Here is a 16606-nt window from a genome sequence, read left to right on the forward strand (position 1 = left end):
ATACCTCTACTCTACCAGAAGTTGATCTAATAATTTTCTGATTTTATCACTGTTCCAATCTACAGCTCCATTTTCGGCCATAATAATTTTGCCTTGTTTACTTATAATGTAAGTAGTAGGAATTGTAGAGGAACTAAATATTTCCGGCACTTTATTTTCAGCTATAAAAAAAGGTAGACTATATCCCTTTTTCAATATAAAATTATTAACTCTACTAAACTTTTCCTCGCTCACTAACATAAAGCTTACTTTATCTCCATAGTCATCATATAATGCTTGAATAACGGGCATTTCTTCTAGACAAGGTTTACACCAAGTAGCCCAAAGGTTTAAGAAAACTACTTTTCCTTTTGCATTTTGATAAGAGTATGTTTGGGTATTTAAATCCGTTACTACCCAATCGTATGTATTTTCTGGAATGGTCTTATCTGCTTTCAGCTTAATTGAACTATAAGAAATAATCCGCCCGGTATAAGCTCTTAATTTAGGAAGTATAGGTGTAAATAAAACAAGGCCGACGCCAATCAGCAATACTCCTACGGCAATATATTTTACAGAAGGTTTCAAGGCGTATGAGAAAGTGAATCTAATAATTGAGTTACTGTATTGTTATCCCAATCACATGGTTCTTTTACATCTATTACAATAGCTCCTTCTTTATCAATAATATAAGTTCCTTGAATCTTAGGAATTTTAAAGGGGGCTTCTACCCCAACAATTCTATAGGTTACAGGAAAGGTATATTTATTCTTTACCATGAATTCTTCCACAGGCTCCCGTTCTTCATTGGTTACTAGATAAAAGTCTACCTGATCAGAATACCTATCATATAATTGTTGAATACCTTTTAACTCTGCTGCACTAGGCGTATTCCAAGAAGCCCAAAAATGGACGAACAGAACTTTACCTTTTGATACTTTAAAATTGAATAAGTTCCAATTTGCATCCTTCAACTCCCAATCATATCCATCAATCTGCTGTCTATCATCTACATTAATGATGTCTGGAGGAGAAGCAAATAAGCGCATAAGCCAAATCTTGCCCCAATATCCAACTGGTGTAACAAAAAAAGAAAGCACAAAGGCCATTATAATGAGCGTGAAAAAAGTTTTTCTTTTCATATAAATTGTGAATAGGTCCAAAACTAAAAAACTCCCGCTAATTAACGGGAGCTTTTAGATACTATATCAATATTGCTTAAGCTGCATTTTCCTTTTTGATAACATTCAATGCAGATCCTTCTCTGTACCAAGCTATTTGTGCATCATTATAGGTATGATTCACTTTAATAGTGTCTTTACTTCCATCTGCATGAACTATTTCTATTGTCAACTGCTTGTCTGGAGCAAATTCAGCTATATCCAAGAAGTTGAAAGTATCATCCTCTTGTATTAAATCATAATCACTTTCATTAGAAAATGTCAAACCTAACATACCTTGTTTCTTTAGGTTTGTCTCATGTATACGAGCAAATGATTTTACTATTACTGCCGCAACACCTAAATGTCTTGGCTCCATAGCTGCATGCTCACGAGAAGAACCTTCTCCATAGTTGTGGTCACCAACAACTACAGATTTTACTCCTGCTGCTTTGTACGCACGTGCTGTATCTGGCACACCTGCATACTCACCTGTCAATTGGTTTTTGACAAAGTTTGTCTTCTTTCCAAATGCATTTACTGCACCAATTAAGCAGTTATTAGAAATATTATCTAAATGACCACGGAAACGTAACCAAGGACCTGCCATAGAAATGTGATCCGTTGTACATTTACCAAAGGCCTTGATCAGTAATTTAGCTCCCATTAAACTTTCGTCTTTAATTGGAGTAAACGGCTCTAACAATTGTAATCTTTCCGAATCAGGAGAAACCTTAACCTCTATACCAGAACCGTCTGCATCTGGAGCTAAGAAACCAGCATCTTCTACAGCAAAACCTTGTGGAGGCAACTCTATTCCTAATGGCATATCTAATTTAACTTCCTCGCCATCTTCATTAAGCAACGTATCATTCATTGGATCAAAATCCAAACGACCGGATATTGCTATGGCAGCTACCATTTCTGGAGAACCAACAAATGCATGTGTATTTGGATTACCATCTGCTCTTTTAGAGAAGTTGCGGTTAAATGAGTGTACAATAGTGTTTTTCTCATCGCCTTTCGCATCACTTCTATCCCATTGACCAATACATGGCCCACAGGCATTGGTGAAGATTGTAGCTCCTAGATTTTCAAAAATCTCTAAAATACCATCTCTCTCCGCAGTATAACGAATCGTTTCTGAACCTGGGTTGATACCAAAATCCGACTTTGGCTTAATTTTTTTATCTACTGCTTGTTTAGCTATGGATGCTGCTCTTGTTAAATCTTCGTATGAAGAGTTAGTACAAGAACCTATTAATCCCCAATCTACTTTTAAAGGCCAGTCGTTAGCTCTTGCCTTCTCTCCCAACTCACCAACTGGCGTAGCCAAATCTGGAGTAAAAGGACCGTTTAAATGAGGTCTTAACTCATCTAAATTAATTTCTATAATCTCATCAAAATATTGCTCTGGATTGGCGTACACCTCTGCATCTGCAGTTAAGTGTTCTTTTACTTGGTTAGCAGCATCTGCAACATCATTACGGTCCGTAGCACGCAGATAACGCTCCATAGATTCATCATAACCAAATGTAGAAGTAGTAGCTCCTATTTCTGCTCCCATATTACAAATAGTACCTTTACCAGTACACGAAAGGTTTTTAGCACCTTCTCCAAAATATTCTACAATTGCCCCTGTACCACCTTTTACAGTTAAGATACCTGCAACTTTTAAGATAACATCCTTAGCAGAAGTCCACCCAGAAATATTACCAGTTAATTTAACACCTATTAGTTTAGGAAATTTAAGTTCCCAAGCCATACCAGCCATGACATCTACAGCATCTGCACCACCAACACCAATAGCCACCATACCTAAACCACCAGCGTTAACTGTATGAGAATCGGTACCGATCATCATTCCACCAGGGAATGCATAATTTTCAAGTACTACTTGGTGAATAATACCTGCTCCCGGTTTCCAGAAACCAATACCATATTTATTAGAAACAGACTCTAAAAAGTCAAAAACCTCTGCACTTGTGGAGTTCGCTACTTTTAAATCTGAAACGGCGCCGTTTTTAGCTTGTATTAAGTGATCACAGTGAACGGTAGTAGGCACAGCTACCTTTGGCTTTCCGGCTTGCATAAACTGCAAAAGAGCCATCTGCGCCGTAGCATCTTGACAAGCAATACGATCTGGAGCAAAATCCACATAGTCTTTTCCCCTTTTAAATGCTTTGCTAGGGTTTCCGTCCCATAAGTGGGAATATAAAATCTTCTCTGAAAGGGTAAGCGGTTTACCTACAATCTCACGTGCTTTATCCACACGCGTGGCCATATTCGCGTACACCCCTTTGATCATATCAATATCAAATGCCATAAAGTCTATTTATAAATTTTGTAATTCTATTTTTGATAGTACAAGATACAAAATGTACAATAATTAAAAGGAAAGGCCTAAGAAATATAGAATGATTATAAAAAAGATTTTTTTTCTAGAAAACAGTCGTAAGAAACTAGTCTATAAATAGTTTTTTAAGGGTCAAAAAGGTTAAATAAAAAAAGCCTGAATCCATGACTCAGGCTTTAAGAATTTAATAAGATATTTCAATTATTGTACCAATTGCTTTTGAGATGGCTTAAATTTAGTCAACACAATACCATCTACAGCTGCTTCATACTCTTTCATAGTTGGAGTTCTACCTAAAATTGTAGACAAGACTACTACTGGTGTAGAGGATAATAAAGACTCCCCTTTTTTCTCACCGGAATCTTTTACAACTCTTCCTTGAAATAAACGTGTTGAAGTAGCCATTACAGTATCTCCTGGTTCTGCTTTCTCTTGGTTACCCATACATAAGTTACAGCCTGGACGCTCTAAATACAACATATTTTCATATTTAGTACGAGCTAAACCTTTTGGAGCACTGTCATCAAACTCAAAACCAGAATACTTAACTAAAACATCCCAATCTCCCTCTGCTTTTAACTCATCAACAATATTATATGTTGGAGGAGCAACAACTAAAGGTGCTTTAAATTCAACCTTACCTTGTTGTGCCTCAATGTTCTTTAACATTTGAGCCAAGATTTTCATATCGCCTTTATGAACCATACAAGATCCAACGAAACCTAAATCTACTTTTTTAGTGCCACCATAATAAGATAATGGTCTAATGTTATCGTGCGTGTAACGCTTAGAAACATCTTCATTATTTACATCCGGATCAGCAATCATTGGCTCTGCTATTTCATCTAAATCAATGATAACTTCTGCATGATATTTAGCGTTTGCATCTGGTCTTAAAGAAGGTTTAATTCCTGTTTTAAGCTCAGTTATTCTTGTATTTGCTTTATTAACAAGACCTTTAAGAACTTGCTTAGCGTTGTCCATTCCTTTATCAATCATGATTTGGATACGACCTTTTGCAATCTCTAATGACTCAATTAATGTATCATCTTCAGATATACAGATAGATGCTTTTGCTTTCATCTCTGCGGTCCAATCTGTAAAAGTAAAGGCTTCATCTGAAGTAAGTGTTCCAATATGGACCTCAATGATCCTGCCTTGGAATACGTTTTCTCCGCCAAATTGCTTCAACATCTGAGATTGTGTAGCGTGTACCACATCACGGAAATCCATATAAGACTTCATTTGTCCTTTAAAAGTCACTTTTACCGATTCTGGAATAGGCATAGTAGCTTCACCTGTAGCAAGTGCTAAGGCAACTGTTCCTGAATCTGCCCCAAAAGCAACTCCTTTGGACATACGGGTGTGAGAATCTCCACCTATAATAATATCCCAATCACCAACAGTAATATCATTTAATACTTTATGAATAACATCTGTCATTGGAAAGTATTTCCCTTTAGGATCACGACCAGTAATTAAACCAAAATCGTTCATAAAACTCATTAATCTTGGAATGTTAGCCTTAGACTTATCATCCCAAACTGAAGCTGTATGACATCCTGATTGGTATGCACCATCAACAATTGGAGAAATAACCGTAGCTGCCATCATCTCTAATTCTTGAGACGTCATTAATCCTGTTGTATCTTGTGAACCTACAATATTTACTTCTACTCTAACATTAGAACCTGCATGTAACGTTTTGCCTGGTGTATTTCCTACAGCATTTTTATTGAATATTTTTTCAACAGCCGTTAAACCTTGTCCTTCAATAGAAACTTCTTTTGAAGTAGCATAAACTTCCGGAATATCTATTCCTAATATTTTACAAGCTAAGGTTTGTAATTTTTTACCAAATACAACAGCGTAAGAACCTCCTGCTTTTATAAACTCCATTTTTGGTGGCGTTAATGCAGTAGAAATATCTTTTAATTCTTCACCGTCTTTGTATAGTTTTTTTGTCTTTGTATTAATTGTTAGCACTGTACCTGTATCAACCGAATACGTTTGCTTTAAAACTGGTTCGCCATCTTCATCTACGATAGTATTTCCTGCAGCATCTTTTTGCTTTACCCAGTTTTTTAAATCAATACCAATACCGCCAGTTACACTAACTGTTGTTAAGAAAATTGGTGCAATTCCATTTGTACCCGCAATTACTGGTGCAAAATTAATAAATGGCACATATTTACTAAAAGGAACACCTGTCCATAACGCAACGTTGTTTACTCCTGACATTCTTGAAGAACCAACTCCCATGGTCCCTTTTTCAGCAATTAACATAACACGTTTATCTGGGTGTTGCTCTTTTAAAGCCAACAACTCCTTTTGCATTTCTTTGTTATGCTCAAATAAACATTGACCATGTAGTTCTCTGTCTGAACGCGAGTGAGCATCGCCACCTGGAGATAATAAATCTGTAGAAATATCACCAATACCAGCAATATACGTTACTACCTCAATCTCTTCTTCTACTTCAGGAAGTTTAGTAAAGAATTCCGCTTTAGCATAACTTTCTATGATTTCTTTAGCAATAGCATTACCACTTTTAAATGCTTCTTCTAAACGAGCCGTATCTGCTTCATAAAGAAAAACTTGCGTTTTTAAAATTTCAGCCGCTTCTTTTGCTAAAGTAAGGTCAGTTCCTAAAGCTACATCCAACAATACCTCTACTGAAGGACCACCTTTCATATGAGATAATTGTTCCAAAGCAAATGTAGGTGTGATTTCTTTCACTACTGATTCACCAAGAACAATTTCCTTTAAAAATTTTGCTTTAACACCAGCAGCACTGGTAGTACCAGGTAAAACATTATAAATAAAAAAGTTAAGAGAATCTTCTCTATACTCATTATTTTCATCTTTAATTTGCTCAATGATTTTACTAAGTAATTCAGCTCCATCAATTGGCTTTGGGTGAAGACCTTGACTTTTACGCTCTTCGATTTCCTTTAAGTAATCTTTGTAAATGCTCATTTAAAAAATGGTTTGAGTGTTAATTAGCTGTTGCAGAATAGTCAGAATTTTCTGTAACGAAACATATACTATATTTCACAGCTAAAATTAAAGGTTAAAAACAGCTTTGACCTCACCTTATTAACATGTTGTATCACATGAGATAATATCCCTTTGACCATTACCATATTAAATGCCATTACCGAATTAGTTTGAGTTGTTTCAATCCCGTAAAACTAAGAAAATATAGAGCGGTAATAAAATTTTTACCTTAGGATTCACACCTTTTTTAGAAATTGATCAGTAGATTGCTTTCTCCTTGCACTAACTTGGGGAAGAAAGGTAGAAAACTTAAGAATTTATAGCAGATATGTTAATTTTTCGCTAGAGTAACTTACCTATAATGGCTTCTTCAGAAATACCTTCGGCCTCTGCTTTGTAGTTTTTGATAAGTCGATGTCTCAGAATACCTGTTGCAACTGCTTGAATATCCTCGGCATCGGGTGAAAATTTACCATGTATTGCGGCATGTGCCTTAGCTGCCAAAACAAGATTTTGCGAAGCTCTTGGACCTGCTCCCCAATCTATATATTGCTTTACATAATCACTTGCCGTTTCAAGATTTGGCCGGGTAGAGTTTACCAATTTAACAGCGTACTCCACAACATTATCCGGCACAGGAATACGGCGAACCAGTTGTTGAACTTCCAATATTTCATGTGCACTAAACAACGCCTGAATATGTACAGAACGGTCTGAAGTTGTATTCTTAACAACTTGTATTTCTTCTTCAACAGAAGGATACTTCAACTCTATAGCGAACATAAAACGGTCTAACTGCGCTTCAGGAAGTGGGTAAGTACCTTCTTGCTCTATAGGGTTTTGGGTAGCTAAAACAAAAAAGGGAAGTTCTAGTTTATGTTGTTGTCCGGCAATGGTTACCGAACGCTCCTGCATTGCTTCAAGCAAAGCAGCCTGAGTTTTAGGTGGCGTACGGTTGATCTCATCTGCCAAAATGATATTTGCGAAAATAGGTCCTTTAATAAACTTAAAATTGCGATTTTGATCAAGAACCTCACTACCAAGAATATCACTTGGCATTAAATCCGGAGTAAACTGAATACGTTTAAAATCCAAACCCAAAGTTTGGGCTATAGTATTCACCATTAAGGTTTTTGCTAATCCAGGAACACCAATAAGTAAAGAATGTCCACCCGTATAAATACTTAAAAGAATTTGGTCTATTACCGCATCTTGGCCAACAATGACCTTGGCAATTTCCTTTTTGAGTGCCTTATGTTTTTCTACGAGATTATTAATTGCCTGAACGTCTGACATAAACTTAATCTTTTACCCAGTTATTGGCAAAATCACAGTCTTTGTTATCCTCGTTCACGCTAATATAGGTATCTTCTATATGGTCGTCCATCCATTTTTTAATGGCATTGTACTGCTTTTCCGTTTTAGCTAATTGCTGAATTTTGATATAATCCTTAGAAAAGTCGGCTGTATGCTCATCATACCTATTAGTAACCTTTAATATTTTATACTTGGGACCTCCACCTCTTGGATCTTCTTCTAATAAAGGATATGAAATTTCATCATCCTTAAGACTACGTACTTGGTTGTAAAGCGCCGGATCCATTTTTGTTAACTCAAAACGAGAATCAAAATTGGTAGGGTTTCTCAAAAGACCACCATCAAACTTGGTTTCTTTTTCATCTGAGAAGTTACGTGCTGCATCTGCAAAAGAATATTTACCTTCCATAATATGCTTACGAATCGTATCCAACTCAGTCTTTACTTCATCTAAAGCTGTTTGAGAAATTTTAGGTTGCATAAGAATATGACGCAAATCTAATTCTTGACCTCTTATTTTTTCGATGAAAATAATATGATAACCAAACTGAGTTTCAAAAGGTTCTGAAACTTCTCCTTCTGCTAAACTAAAAGCTACATCCTTAAAGGTTTTATCAAACCCTGTTTCTTTAGTTATACTATAAAAACCACCTTTTGATTTTGAACCTGGATCCTCAGAATATAAAATAGCTTTTACACTAAAACTTGCATCATTATCTTCAACATCAGATTTTATCTTGTTCAACTTACCTAGAACTTCCTCAACCTCTTTTTCTGTTGGCTTTGGAGACTTTACGATTTGTGCGATTTCCATTTCCGCACCAAAAACAGGGCGTTCATCTTCTGGAATCTTACTAAAAAACTGACGAACTTCTTCTGGGGTAATTTCTATTTTCTCAACAATACTAGACTGCATTTTCTCAGAAAGCATGCGTAATTTGTTAATTTTATTGATGTCTTCACGAAGACTAGCTTCATCTTCCTTTTTGTAGAATTTCAACAACTTTTCCATAGAACCGGTCTGCTGCACAAAAGATTGAATTTGACGATCGGTAGTAGCGGCAATCTCATCATCTGAAACTAAAAGACTATCCTGTACGGCCTGGTGGGCATACAAACGGTCTTCCATTAACTTACCTAAAAGTCCACATCGCGTAACATCTGCAGTAGAAACACCTTGACTTTTTAAATCGATTAAAGTTTTTTCAATATCCGATTCCAAAATAACATAGTCACCTACAACGGCAGAAATACCATCTAACTTAATTTTCTTGAAATTTACGGCAGGCTTGGTTGAATCTTTTTCTATACTTGCTTCTGCCTCTAATAACGGTTCTGCAGATTCTTCCACAGTTTCAATTACCTCTTCTGTTTCAGTTACTTCTTCTTCTGTTTCTTGAGCAAACATGCTTCCTGTAATCAAAAAGCATCCTAGAATGGCAACAAACTTATTCACCTTGCTCATAAACTTCAAATTCTTTTTCTTTAATAGCCTCATCTATAATTTCTGTTTCCAGTTTTCGTAAATAATCAAGTTTTCTTCTACTTAACAGAACCTGTTTAATTGTAGGTTCAATAAAAGACAGTGGAGCGACGTCATTAACATCAAGCACATCGGTAACCTTTGCCAAATATACCCCGTTTGCATCCTCTAACTCAAAAAATTGTGATTTTTTTAGGTGTTTATTGGCATTTTCAAAGGTTAATGGAGGTATTTCTTGTATAATTCTAGTAGCGCTTACCCAGATAGAGTCATTGAAGTTTAATTTCTTGAACTGCACCCCAATAGAATCTAAATATGCGATATCATTTTTCTTAAAACGCTTCAATTTACTTATGACAGCATCTTGGTTCAAGAATTGTTTGGGTAGCTCTACAAACCTAAGTTTTACGATTTTTTCTTTCAGCTTAAAATTTTCTTTCTCCCTTTCGTAAAAACCGTTTAACTGGGAACTACTGATTACAGTATCACCTCCCTGTTGTACCAAAGCTTCTTTATAAGCCCTTGTATATAGGTCAATGCGGTAATCTGCTACCAATTCGTCATATTCCGCCAGTTTTTCTTCCGGAAGATTAATTTTAGCCTTATCGAGCAATAATTGTTTTGATGCCCAATTGTTAATATAATTCGTCACAAAAGAAGCACTATCTTCTTTTGAAATTCCTTTAGCCAAAAGTTTAGCTACATCATCGCGATACAAATAATTCTCACCAACACGGGCTAAAAACCCAGGTTCGTCTTTTGTTAAGAAAGAACCACAGCCAACAAAAAGGGTAACAAAACCCATAATAGCCGAACAACGAACCAGATAGCGCAATGGTATTATATTTAATTTCATGGGGCAAAAATAGCAAATCTACTATGGTGGGCAATAGACTCTTAGGTCTTAACAGACTTTTAATTTTACCTGTAATCCATTACCTACACTTTAGAGCTTGTTTTTATAATTGCTTTCTTGGAAAGCTTGTTTTTATTTAAACGATACTACTTTTGCCCAGTGGTTATTTCAATTTCGTCGAAAACTTGGTTTAGAATCAGAGCTAAAAACCTAAATTGGAATCGCTTTAATAAATATTTAGAACACAGAACACTTATTTTATGAGCAGAAAGTTAAAACTGATTTGGGATTTTAGGGGTCCGGCCGCACAAAAAACTGCGGAACACCATGTAATTCACCTAAAAGAATTTATCGCAATTGAAAAAACAAATCTTGACATTACTGGTTCTCAGGATTATAATGATATGCACAGCATAGCCTTTATGGTGGTTGATGAAGCAGAAATGATACCAGTTAGAGATGCCCTTAAACCGCATCGTGGAGAAGTCTATGTTGAACCGGCAGAGAGCTAAAAGACTATCTCCCTTATTTATAAATTTTATTAAAACGCATGTTTAAAAAAGGTCTCTTTATAGCTTTAAGTCTACTAATATCTGTTTCTTGCTCACCTCAAAAACAAGAGCAAAAACAAGAAAAACACCAAACTAGCGATCCGTTAGATGGTATACTGACTTCTAATACCCCGCAAATAAAAAGGGTGATGGACAGCCTTGATCAACATGAAGTTCAAATAAGATATACGCAAATAGATAGAACAGGTGACGAAGTTAGTTTTACTGATTATAATTTTCAGGTAGACTCAAATAATTACTTTTATCCTGCTAGCACCGCAAAACTTCCAACAGCAGTTGTAGCACTTACTCGTTTGAACCAAATGGATTCTCTAAGTCTCAATACCCGATTTTATGTTGAGGGCGATTCTATTGAAACTACCTTTTCTGAAGTTATTTCTCAGATATTTGCAGTTAGCGATAACGATGCAAACAATAGATTAATTGAGTTTTTAGGGCAAGATACCATCAACACCGTTTTAAGACGAGCAGGAGTTGCACCTATAAGAATATGGCAAAGATTAGGTAATGATGATGACAACGCAACTACGAAACCCTTGATTATCTATGAGAATGATAGCACTGTTCGTATGTTATCAAAAAAAATAAATTCGTATCCAGAACCATTAGAACTTAATAGTATTAAAAAAGGGAAAGGATTCTACGAAGAAGATTCCCTAATAACAGAAGCTTTTGATTTTAGTCTAAAAAACTACTACCCTATTGAAACCCAAGACGCTCTTCTAAAGCGGATTATCTTTCCTGAGACATTTGCAGAAAATGAACGTTTTAATATGAATGAAGAGCAACGTAATTTTCTGCTAAGTGCTATGTATACCGTTCCAAGAAAAATTGGCTACGATCCTAAAGAATATAATGACAGTTATTGCAAATTTTTTATTTACGGAGATACAAAAGAGAACATTCCAGAAAATATTAAAATTTATAATAAAGTAGGGTTTGCCTATGGCACCTTAACGGATTGCGCCTATATCAAAGACACAGAAAATAACGTAGAATTCATGATTACCGCGACTTTGTTGGTCAATAACAACGGTATTTTTAATGATAACAACTACGAATATGACGAAGTTGGCATACCGTTTTTAGCAGAACTAGGTAGGCAATTGTATGCTTATGAGCTAAAGCGAAAACAATAACCTCCAGCACTTACTACCCCTTTTCCGCTAGCCTGATCAACGATGTGCTGTTTTCTTAACTATAAGCAGAGCGCACCTACTTTAATTGTTCTTGAATATATGTTGGGTTCCTGTCAATAAATTACCTCATTTTTCGTTATGTAAGCTAGTTCTATAGCTTAAAAACAGCCTATTGAGCTTACAAAAAAGTAATCTTATCATGTCAGACCACCAAGACAGAATTGATCAGCTTCACCAAAAGCTTGAACTACTTCTCAGTAAACAAGAAGGATTCGCCAAGGAATTAATGATACTTTACCAGGAAATTGAAGACCTAAAAAAACTTCGACCTGACCAACTTGTATCAAAAAAAATAATACCTGAACCCGTTTCTGAAATTCCAGAAATTAAGGAAGTTGTTGAAACTGTTGAAATTGAACAAGTGGTAGCTCATGAAGTGGTTGAAACTCCCTTTGAAGCTCCCGCAAGGCAACCGGCCGCTCCACAAAAAATTAAAAAACCAAAAGGTAAATCAAATCTTGAAAAATTTATTGGAGAAAACCTCATCAATAAAATTGGTATAGCCATTACCGTAATAGGTGTTGCCATAGGTGCAAAATATTCTATTGAGAATGAATTGATTAGTCCACTTACCCGTATCATTTTAGGGTACTTATCAGGTTTAGGCCTTTTGGGGTTTGGAATAAAACTAAAAGCCAAATACGAAAATTACAGTGCCGTTCTTGTGAGCGGGGCCCTTGCCATTCTTTATTTCATCACTTTTGCCGCCTACAGTTTCTATAACCTGTTCCCGCAATTAATGGCTTTTGCCTTGATGGTTGTTTTTACAATTTTTGGAGTTGTTGCTGCATTGAATTACAACAAACAGGTTATTGCTCACATTGGTCTGGTAGGTGCTTATGCTGTTCCATTTTTATTGAGTAATAACTCAGGAAATGTAGCCACATTATTTGCATACATGGCAATTATTAATGTGGGTATTTTGGTCATTTCCTTTAGAAAATACTGGAAACCCCTTTTCTATTCAGCATTTGTCTTTACTTATTTGATCTACAGTTCATGGATGTTTTTCTCCTATGAAACAAAAGAACATTTTGCACTGGCTTTTATTTATCTTACTATATTCTTTGCTATTTTTTATACTGCTATTTTGGCCTATAAACTTATAAGAAAAGAACAGTTCTTGAAGAGCGATATTGTGTTTCTTCTTTTAAATTCTTTTATTTTCTATGGTCTTGGGTATAGCCTTTTAGCTAACCATGAAACCGGTAAAGACTTACTGGGTGCTTTCACATTGGTTAATGCTATAATTCACTTTGTCGTTAGCATTATGCTATTCAAGAAAAAACTAGCGGACAGAAACCTTTTTCATCTCGTTTCTGGATTAGTACTTGTATTTATCACAATTGCTGCGCCAGTACAGTTAGATGGCAACTGGGTTACTTTGTTGTGGACATTACAGGCTGCACTGCTTTTCTTTATTGGTCGTACCAAAGGAGTATCCTTTTACGAATACCTTTCATACCCACTGATGATACTAGCACTCTTAAGTCTGACCCAGGACTGGGGAATGGGTTACGGAGGTTACTATTCCACTACCGAATTGAGCCCTATTTTTAACAGCTATTTTTTAACTTCTGCATTATTTTTAGCTGCTTTTGGCTTTATCAATTGGATAAATCATAACCATAAAATTTCTTCAGGAGAAAAACCTGCTTCTAAAATACCTGTTGTAATGTCTTTTGTAATACCGGTTATCCTACTGTTTGTTTCGTACATGGCCTTTTACCTAGAAATTGAGCAGTATTGGAAAAACTTGTTCTCTGAATCCGAAGTAAATCTGAATCCGAGCGACACTTATAGTTATGGAGAGTACAACTATGACCTTCAAGATTTTGGGTCTATCTGGCTTTTCAATTACACCTTTTTATTCCTGACCATATTGGCTTTTGTTAACATCAAAAAACTTAAAAATAGAGTTTTAGGTATTAGTAACTTGGTGATGGGCGTAGCGGTAAGTTTCTTTTTTCTAACTGCAGGGTTGTATATTTTAAGTGAACTTCGCGATAGTTATATAGACCGTGCACTTTCTGAATATTATGAAATTGGCATCATGAACATTGGTATACGCTACACCTCATTTGCCTTTTTTGCAGTTTTATTGATTACACTGATAAAACTTTCCAAGCAAGCATTTATAAATGTGAACCTAAAGACACCAGTTGAAATTATAACACATATTTCTATTTTATGGATTCTTAGCAGTGAATTGTTGAATTGGATGCACCTTGCCGGTTCTGACCAATCTTACAAATTAGGTCTTAGCATACTTTGGGGTGTTTATGCCCTATTCCTTATTGGCTTGGGTATCTACAAGCAACGAAAATACCTTCGCATTGGTGCTATTTCATTATTTGGTGTCACACTTGCTAAACTATTCTTATATGACATTGCATCGCTAAATACTATTTCAAAAACCATTGTTTTGGTTTTGCTTGGTGTGCTATTACTTATCATCTCATTTCTTTACAATAAATACAAAAATGTTATTTCGGATGAACCTGAAAACTAAACTTTTAATTTTCTTCGGATGGTGTTCTTGCACTATAGCTTTTGGCCAACTCTCTACATATGAGTATAAACAAGAATTAAAAGGAATCTCCGGGCAATGGCATACCGTGACCTTGCCTAACCAGGTATTCCATAATACAAATGACGACCTTTCGGATATTCGCGTTTATGGTCTTACAGAAAGTGATACTCTTGAAGCTCCTTACATCTTAAAAGTAGCTTCCGAAAAAAACAGTAAAAAAGAGATTGCATTTAAACTATTGAATACTGCTTCCAACAAAGATGGTTATTACTTTACTTATGAAGTCCCCACTACGGAACCCATAAATAAAATCGACCTAAAATTCAATCAAACCAATTTTAATTGGCACATTGTTCTTGAAGGAAGTCAAACACAAAATGAGTGGTTTCAAATACTAGATGATTATCGTATTCTTTCCATACAAAACGAGCAAACCAACTACACGTATAGCACCCTAAACTTACCCCAATCTAGATACAAGTATTACCGCTTGCTCATTAAAAGCAAAGTAAAGCCAGAATTAAAACAAGCAAAAATAAGTTTGGACGGTTCTGTAGGTGCTTCATATAATACCTACCCTACTACCTTCATGAATATAAAGCAAAAAGGCAAGACCACAGTGGTGGATATTGACTTAAACCAAAGGTTACCACTAAGCTTCTTAAAATTGAATATTTCTGACAAGGTTGATTACTACAGACCTATGACGCTTCAATATATATCGGACAGCGTTACAACGGAGAAAGGCCTTAAATATACCTACAATAACCTTTATCGCGGCACTTTATCATCTGTAGATACCAAAGGCTTTAAATTTGCCAGCACCCTAGCACAAAAACTAAGAATCATTATTCAAAATAATGATAATCAAGCTTTACAAATAGAATCGGCAATAGCAAAAGGGTATAGGCATGAGCTACTAGTCCGCTTTGATAATCCTGCTGATTATTTTTTAGTTTACGGTAATAAAAATGCTGGACTTCCTAAATATGATATTCAGCAAATAACGTCTGCAGTTCCCCAAGATGCATCTTCTATAGATTTGGGAAATGTGCAAGAAATAACTAAGCCCAAAAAGACATTAAAAAAACCACTTTTTGAAAGCAAAGTATGGCTTTGGTTAGTTATGGGTGCCGTTATCGTGGTTTTAGGATGGTTTACTCTAAGGATGATGGCCAAAAGATAATTTTAATAAAAGTTGAATTGAAATACTAATCAACCTAAAATACTTCTTGTTAGTTTACCAATCTAGAATCCTGTAAATTTGCATTCTTAAAACACAAAAGCGTGCAAGAACCCAAACAGACCCGAATTAATAAATACCTAAGTGAAGTTGGCTATTGTTCACGTCGTGCTGCGGACAAATTAATTGACCAAGGCCGTGTAACTATTAACGGTACAGTGCCAGAAATGGGCACAAAAATTACCGAAGGGGATGAAGTTCATGTTGATGGTAAATTAATATCTGAACCTAAAGAAAAACCGGTCTACCTTGCTTTTAACAAACCTATTGGCATTGTCTGCACTACAGATACCAAAGTTGAAAAAGACAATATTATTGAATACATCAACTACCCAAAACGTATTTTTCCTATTGGCAGATTAGATAAACCCAGTGAAGGTCTCATTCTTCTCACCAATGACGGAGATATCGTCAACAAAATTCTACGGGCCCGTAACCACCACGAAAAAGAATATTTGGTTACTGTTGATAGAGCTATAACCCCAGATTTTGTAGAACGCATGCAAAAAGGTGTTCCTATTCTAGACACCGTTACACGGGAGTGCAAGGTTGAGCAAATTGGCAAGTACGAATTTAAGATTATACTAACGCAAGGTCTAAATAGACAAATTAGACGCATGTGCGAGTATCTAGATTATAATGTACAGCGGCTAAAACGTATTCGCATTATGAACATAAAACTAGATGTTCCCGTTGGCAAGTGGCGAGACTTGACCGAAGCTGAGCTAAAAGAAATAGATAGACTTGTATCTTCTTCGTCAAAAACACATTTCTAGAAATTAGTATATTTCCGTCCAAAGTCATCCCTCCTTCATAAAGAGCTAAGCATCATATAGACCAAAAAGCAATAGCGATATTCTTTCTAAGCGTTAAAGAACCCTATTTCATTACTTTATATATTAAAATAT

At 35.7% G+C, this 16606-nt stretch carries 12 protein-coding genes; 5 read left to right on the forward strand and 7 right to left on the reverse strand.

The genetic code is table 11. From position 1 onward, the window contains the following. Positions 1-6 precede the first annotated feature (6 nt). The 7 genes from IWB64_RS00300 to IWB64_RS00330 form a co-directional block, all read right to left on the reverse strand. Positions 7-567, reverse strand: a complete 561-nt coding sequence (locus IWB64_RS00300) for a TlpA family protein disulfide reductase (protein ID WP_194532136.1) — start codon at positions 565-567, stop codon at positions 7-9. Further along, a complete protein-coding gene (locus tag IWB64_RS00305; protein ID WP_226975767.1) occupies positions 564-1121 on the reverse strand; it encodes a TlpA family protein disulfide reductase in 558 nt (185 codons plus the stop codon). Before IWB64_RS00305 ends, IWB64_RS00300 begins: the two co-directional genes overlap by 4 nt. A 76-nt stretch (positions 1122-1197) precedes the next feature. Continuing rightward, on the reverse strand, positions 1198-3465 hold the full coding sequence (locus IWB64_RS00310) for an aconitate hydratase (RefSeq protein WP_194532137.1): 2268 nt from the start codon (positions 3463-3465) through the stop codon (positions 1198-1200). A 231-nt stretch (positions 3466-3696) separates the two neighbouring features. After that, the gene (locus tag IWB64_RS00315) at positions 3697-6474 is read right to left on the reverse strand and encodes a bifunctional aconitate hydratase 2/2-methylisocitrate dehydratase (protein WP_194532138.1); all 2778 of its coding nucleotides are present in this window, start codon (positions 6472-6474) and stop codon (positions 3697-3699) included. A 363-nt stretch (positions 6475-6837) separates the two neighbouring features. Further along, positions 6838-7791, reverse strand: coding sequence for an AAA family ATPase (locus IWB64_RS00320; protein ID WP_194532139.1), 954 nt, complete (start codon positions 7789-7791; stop codon positions 6838-6840). Positions 7792-7795: 4 nt separating this feature from the next. Next, positions 7796-9277 carry a peptidylprolyl isomerase gene (locus IWB64_RS00325; RefSeq protein ID WP_226975768.1) on the reverse strand — a complete coding sequence of 494 codons (1482 nt, stop codon included), beginning with the start codon at positions 9275-9277 and terminating at the stop codon, positions 7796-7798. After that, the gene (locus tag IWB64_RS00330; protein WP_194532140.1) at positions 9261-10151 is read right to left on the reverse strand and encodes a peptidyl-prolyl cis-trans isomerase; all 891 of its coding nucleotides are present in this window, start codon (positions 10149-10151) and stop codon (positions 9261-9263) included. The genes IWB64_RS00325 and IWB64_RS00330 overlap by 17 nt, the downstream gene beginning before the upstream one ends. Positions 10152-10411: 260 nt before the next feature. Here IWB64_RS00330 and IWB64_RS00335 point away from each other — a divergent pair, with 260 nt between their 5' ends. The 5 genes from IWB64_RS00335 to rluF all read left to right on the forward strand — a co-directional run bounded on the left by IWB64_RS00335 (position 10412) and on the right by rluF (position 16474). Beyond that, positions 10412-10663 (forward strand): hypothetical protein, encoded by a 252-nt coding sequence (locus tag IWB64_RS00335; RefSeq protein WP_194532141.1) that lies wholly within the window; start codon positions 10412-10414, stop codon positions 10661-10663. 38 nt (positions 10664-10701) lie between these two features. Next, the gene (locus tag IWB64_RS00340) at positions 10702-11862 is read left to right on the forward strand and encodes a serine hydrolase (RefSeq protein WP_194532142.1); all 1161 of its coding nucleotides are present in this window, start codon (positions 10702-10704) and stop codon (positions 11860-11862) included. 199 nt (positions 11863-12061) lie between these two features. Then, entirely contained in the window at positions 12062-14434 is a 2373-nt protein-coding gene (locus IWB64_RS00345; protein WP_194532143.1) for a DUF2339 domain-containing protein, read from the forward strand. Then, positions 14418-15641 carry a DUF3999 family protein gene (locus tag IWB64_RS00350; RefSeq protein WP_194532144.1) on the forward strand — a complete coding sequence of 408 codons (1224 nt, stop codon included), beginning with the start codon at positions 14418-14420 and terminating at the stop codon, positions 15639-15641. Before IWB64_RS00345 ends, IWB64_RS00350 begins: the two co-directional genes overlap by 17 nt. A gap of 101 nt (positions 15642-15742) precedes the next feature. Further along, positions 15743-16474 (forward strand): 23S rRNA pseudouridine(2604) synthase RluF, encoded by a 732-nt coding sequence (gene rluF / locus IWB64_RS00355; RefSeq protein ID WP_194532145.1) that lies wholly within the window; start codon positions 15743-15745, stop codon positions 16472-16474. Positions 16475-16606: the final 132 nt, after the last annotated feature.

Origin of the sequence: Zobellia nedashkovskayae (assembly GCF_015330125.1) — a bacterium.
GTDB lineage: Bacteria > Bacteroidota > Bacteroidia > Flavobacteriales > Flavobacteriaceae > Zobellia > Zobellia nedashkovskayae.

Excerpts from the sequence above, each read along its gene's own strand:
- IWB64_RS00335 (WP_194532141.1), top strand. The coding sequence starts at position 10,412 with ATGAGCAGAAAGTTAAAACTGATTTGGGATTTTAGGGGTCCGGCCGCA.
- IWB64_RS00320 (WP_194532139.1), bottom strand. The coding sequence starts at position 7,791 with ATGTCAGACGTTCAGGCAATTAATAATCTCGTAGAAAAACATAAGGCA.
- IWB64_RS00350 (WP_194532144.1), top strand. The coding sequence starts at position 14,418 with ATGAACCTGAAAACTAAACTTTTAATTTTCTTCGGATGGTGTTCTTGC.
- IWB64_RS00315 (WP_194532138.1), bottom strand. The coding sequence starts at position 6,474 with ATGAGCATTTACAAAGATTACTTAAAGGAAATCGAAGAGCGTAAAAGT.
- IWB64_RS00325 (WP_226975768.1), bottom strand. The coding sequence starts at position 9,277 with ATGAGCAAGGTGAATAAGTTTGTTGCCATTCTAGGATGCTTTTTGATT.
- IWB64_RS00310 (WP_194532137.1), bottom strand. The coding sequence starts at position 3,465 with ATGGCATTTGATATTGATATGATCAAAGGGGTGTACGCGAATATGGCC.
- IWB64_RS00340 (WP_194532142.1), top strand. The coding sequence starts at position 10,702 with ATGTTTAAAAAAGGTCTCTTTATAGCTTTAAGTCTACTAATATCTGTT.
- IWB64_RS00305 (WP_226975767.1), bottom strand. The coding sequence starts at position 1,121 with ATGAAAAGAAAAACTTTTTTCACGCTCATTATAATGGCCTTTGTGCTT.
- IWB64_RS00345 (WP_194532143.1), top strand. The coding sequence starts at position 12,062 with ATGTCAGACCACCAAGACAGAATTGATCAGCTTCACCAAAAGCTTGAA.
- IWB64_RS00330 (WP_194532140.1), bottom strand. The coding sequence starts at position 10,151 with ATGAAATTAAATATAATACCATTGCGCTATCTGGTTCGTTGTTCGGCT.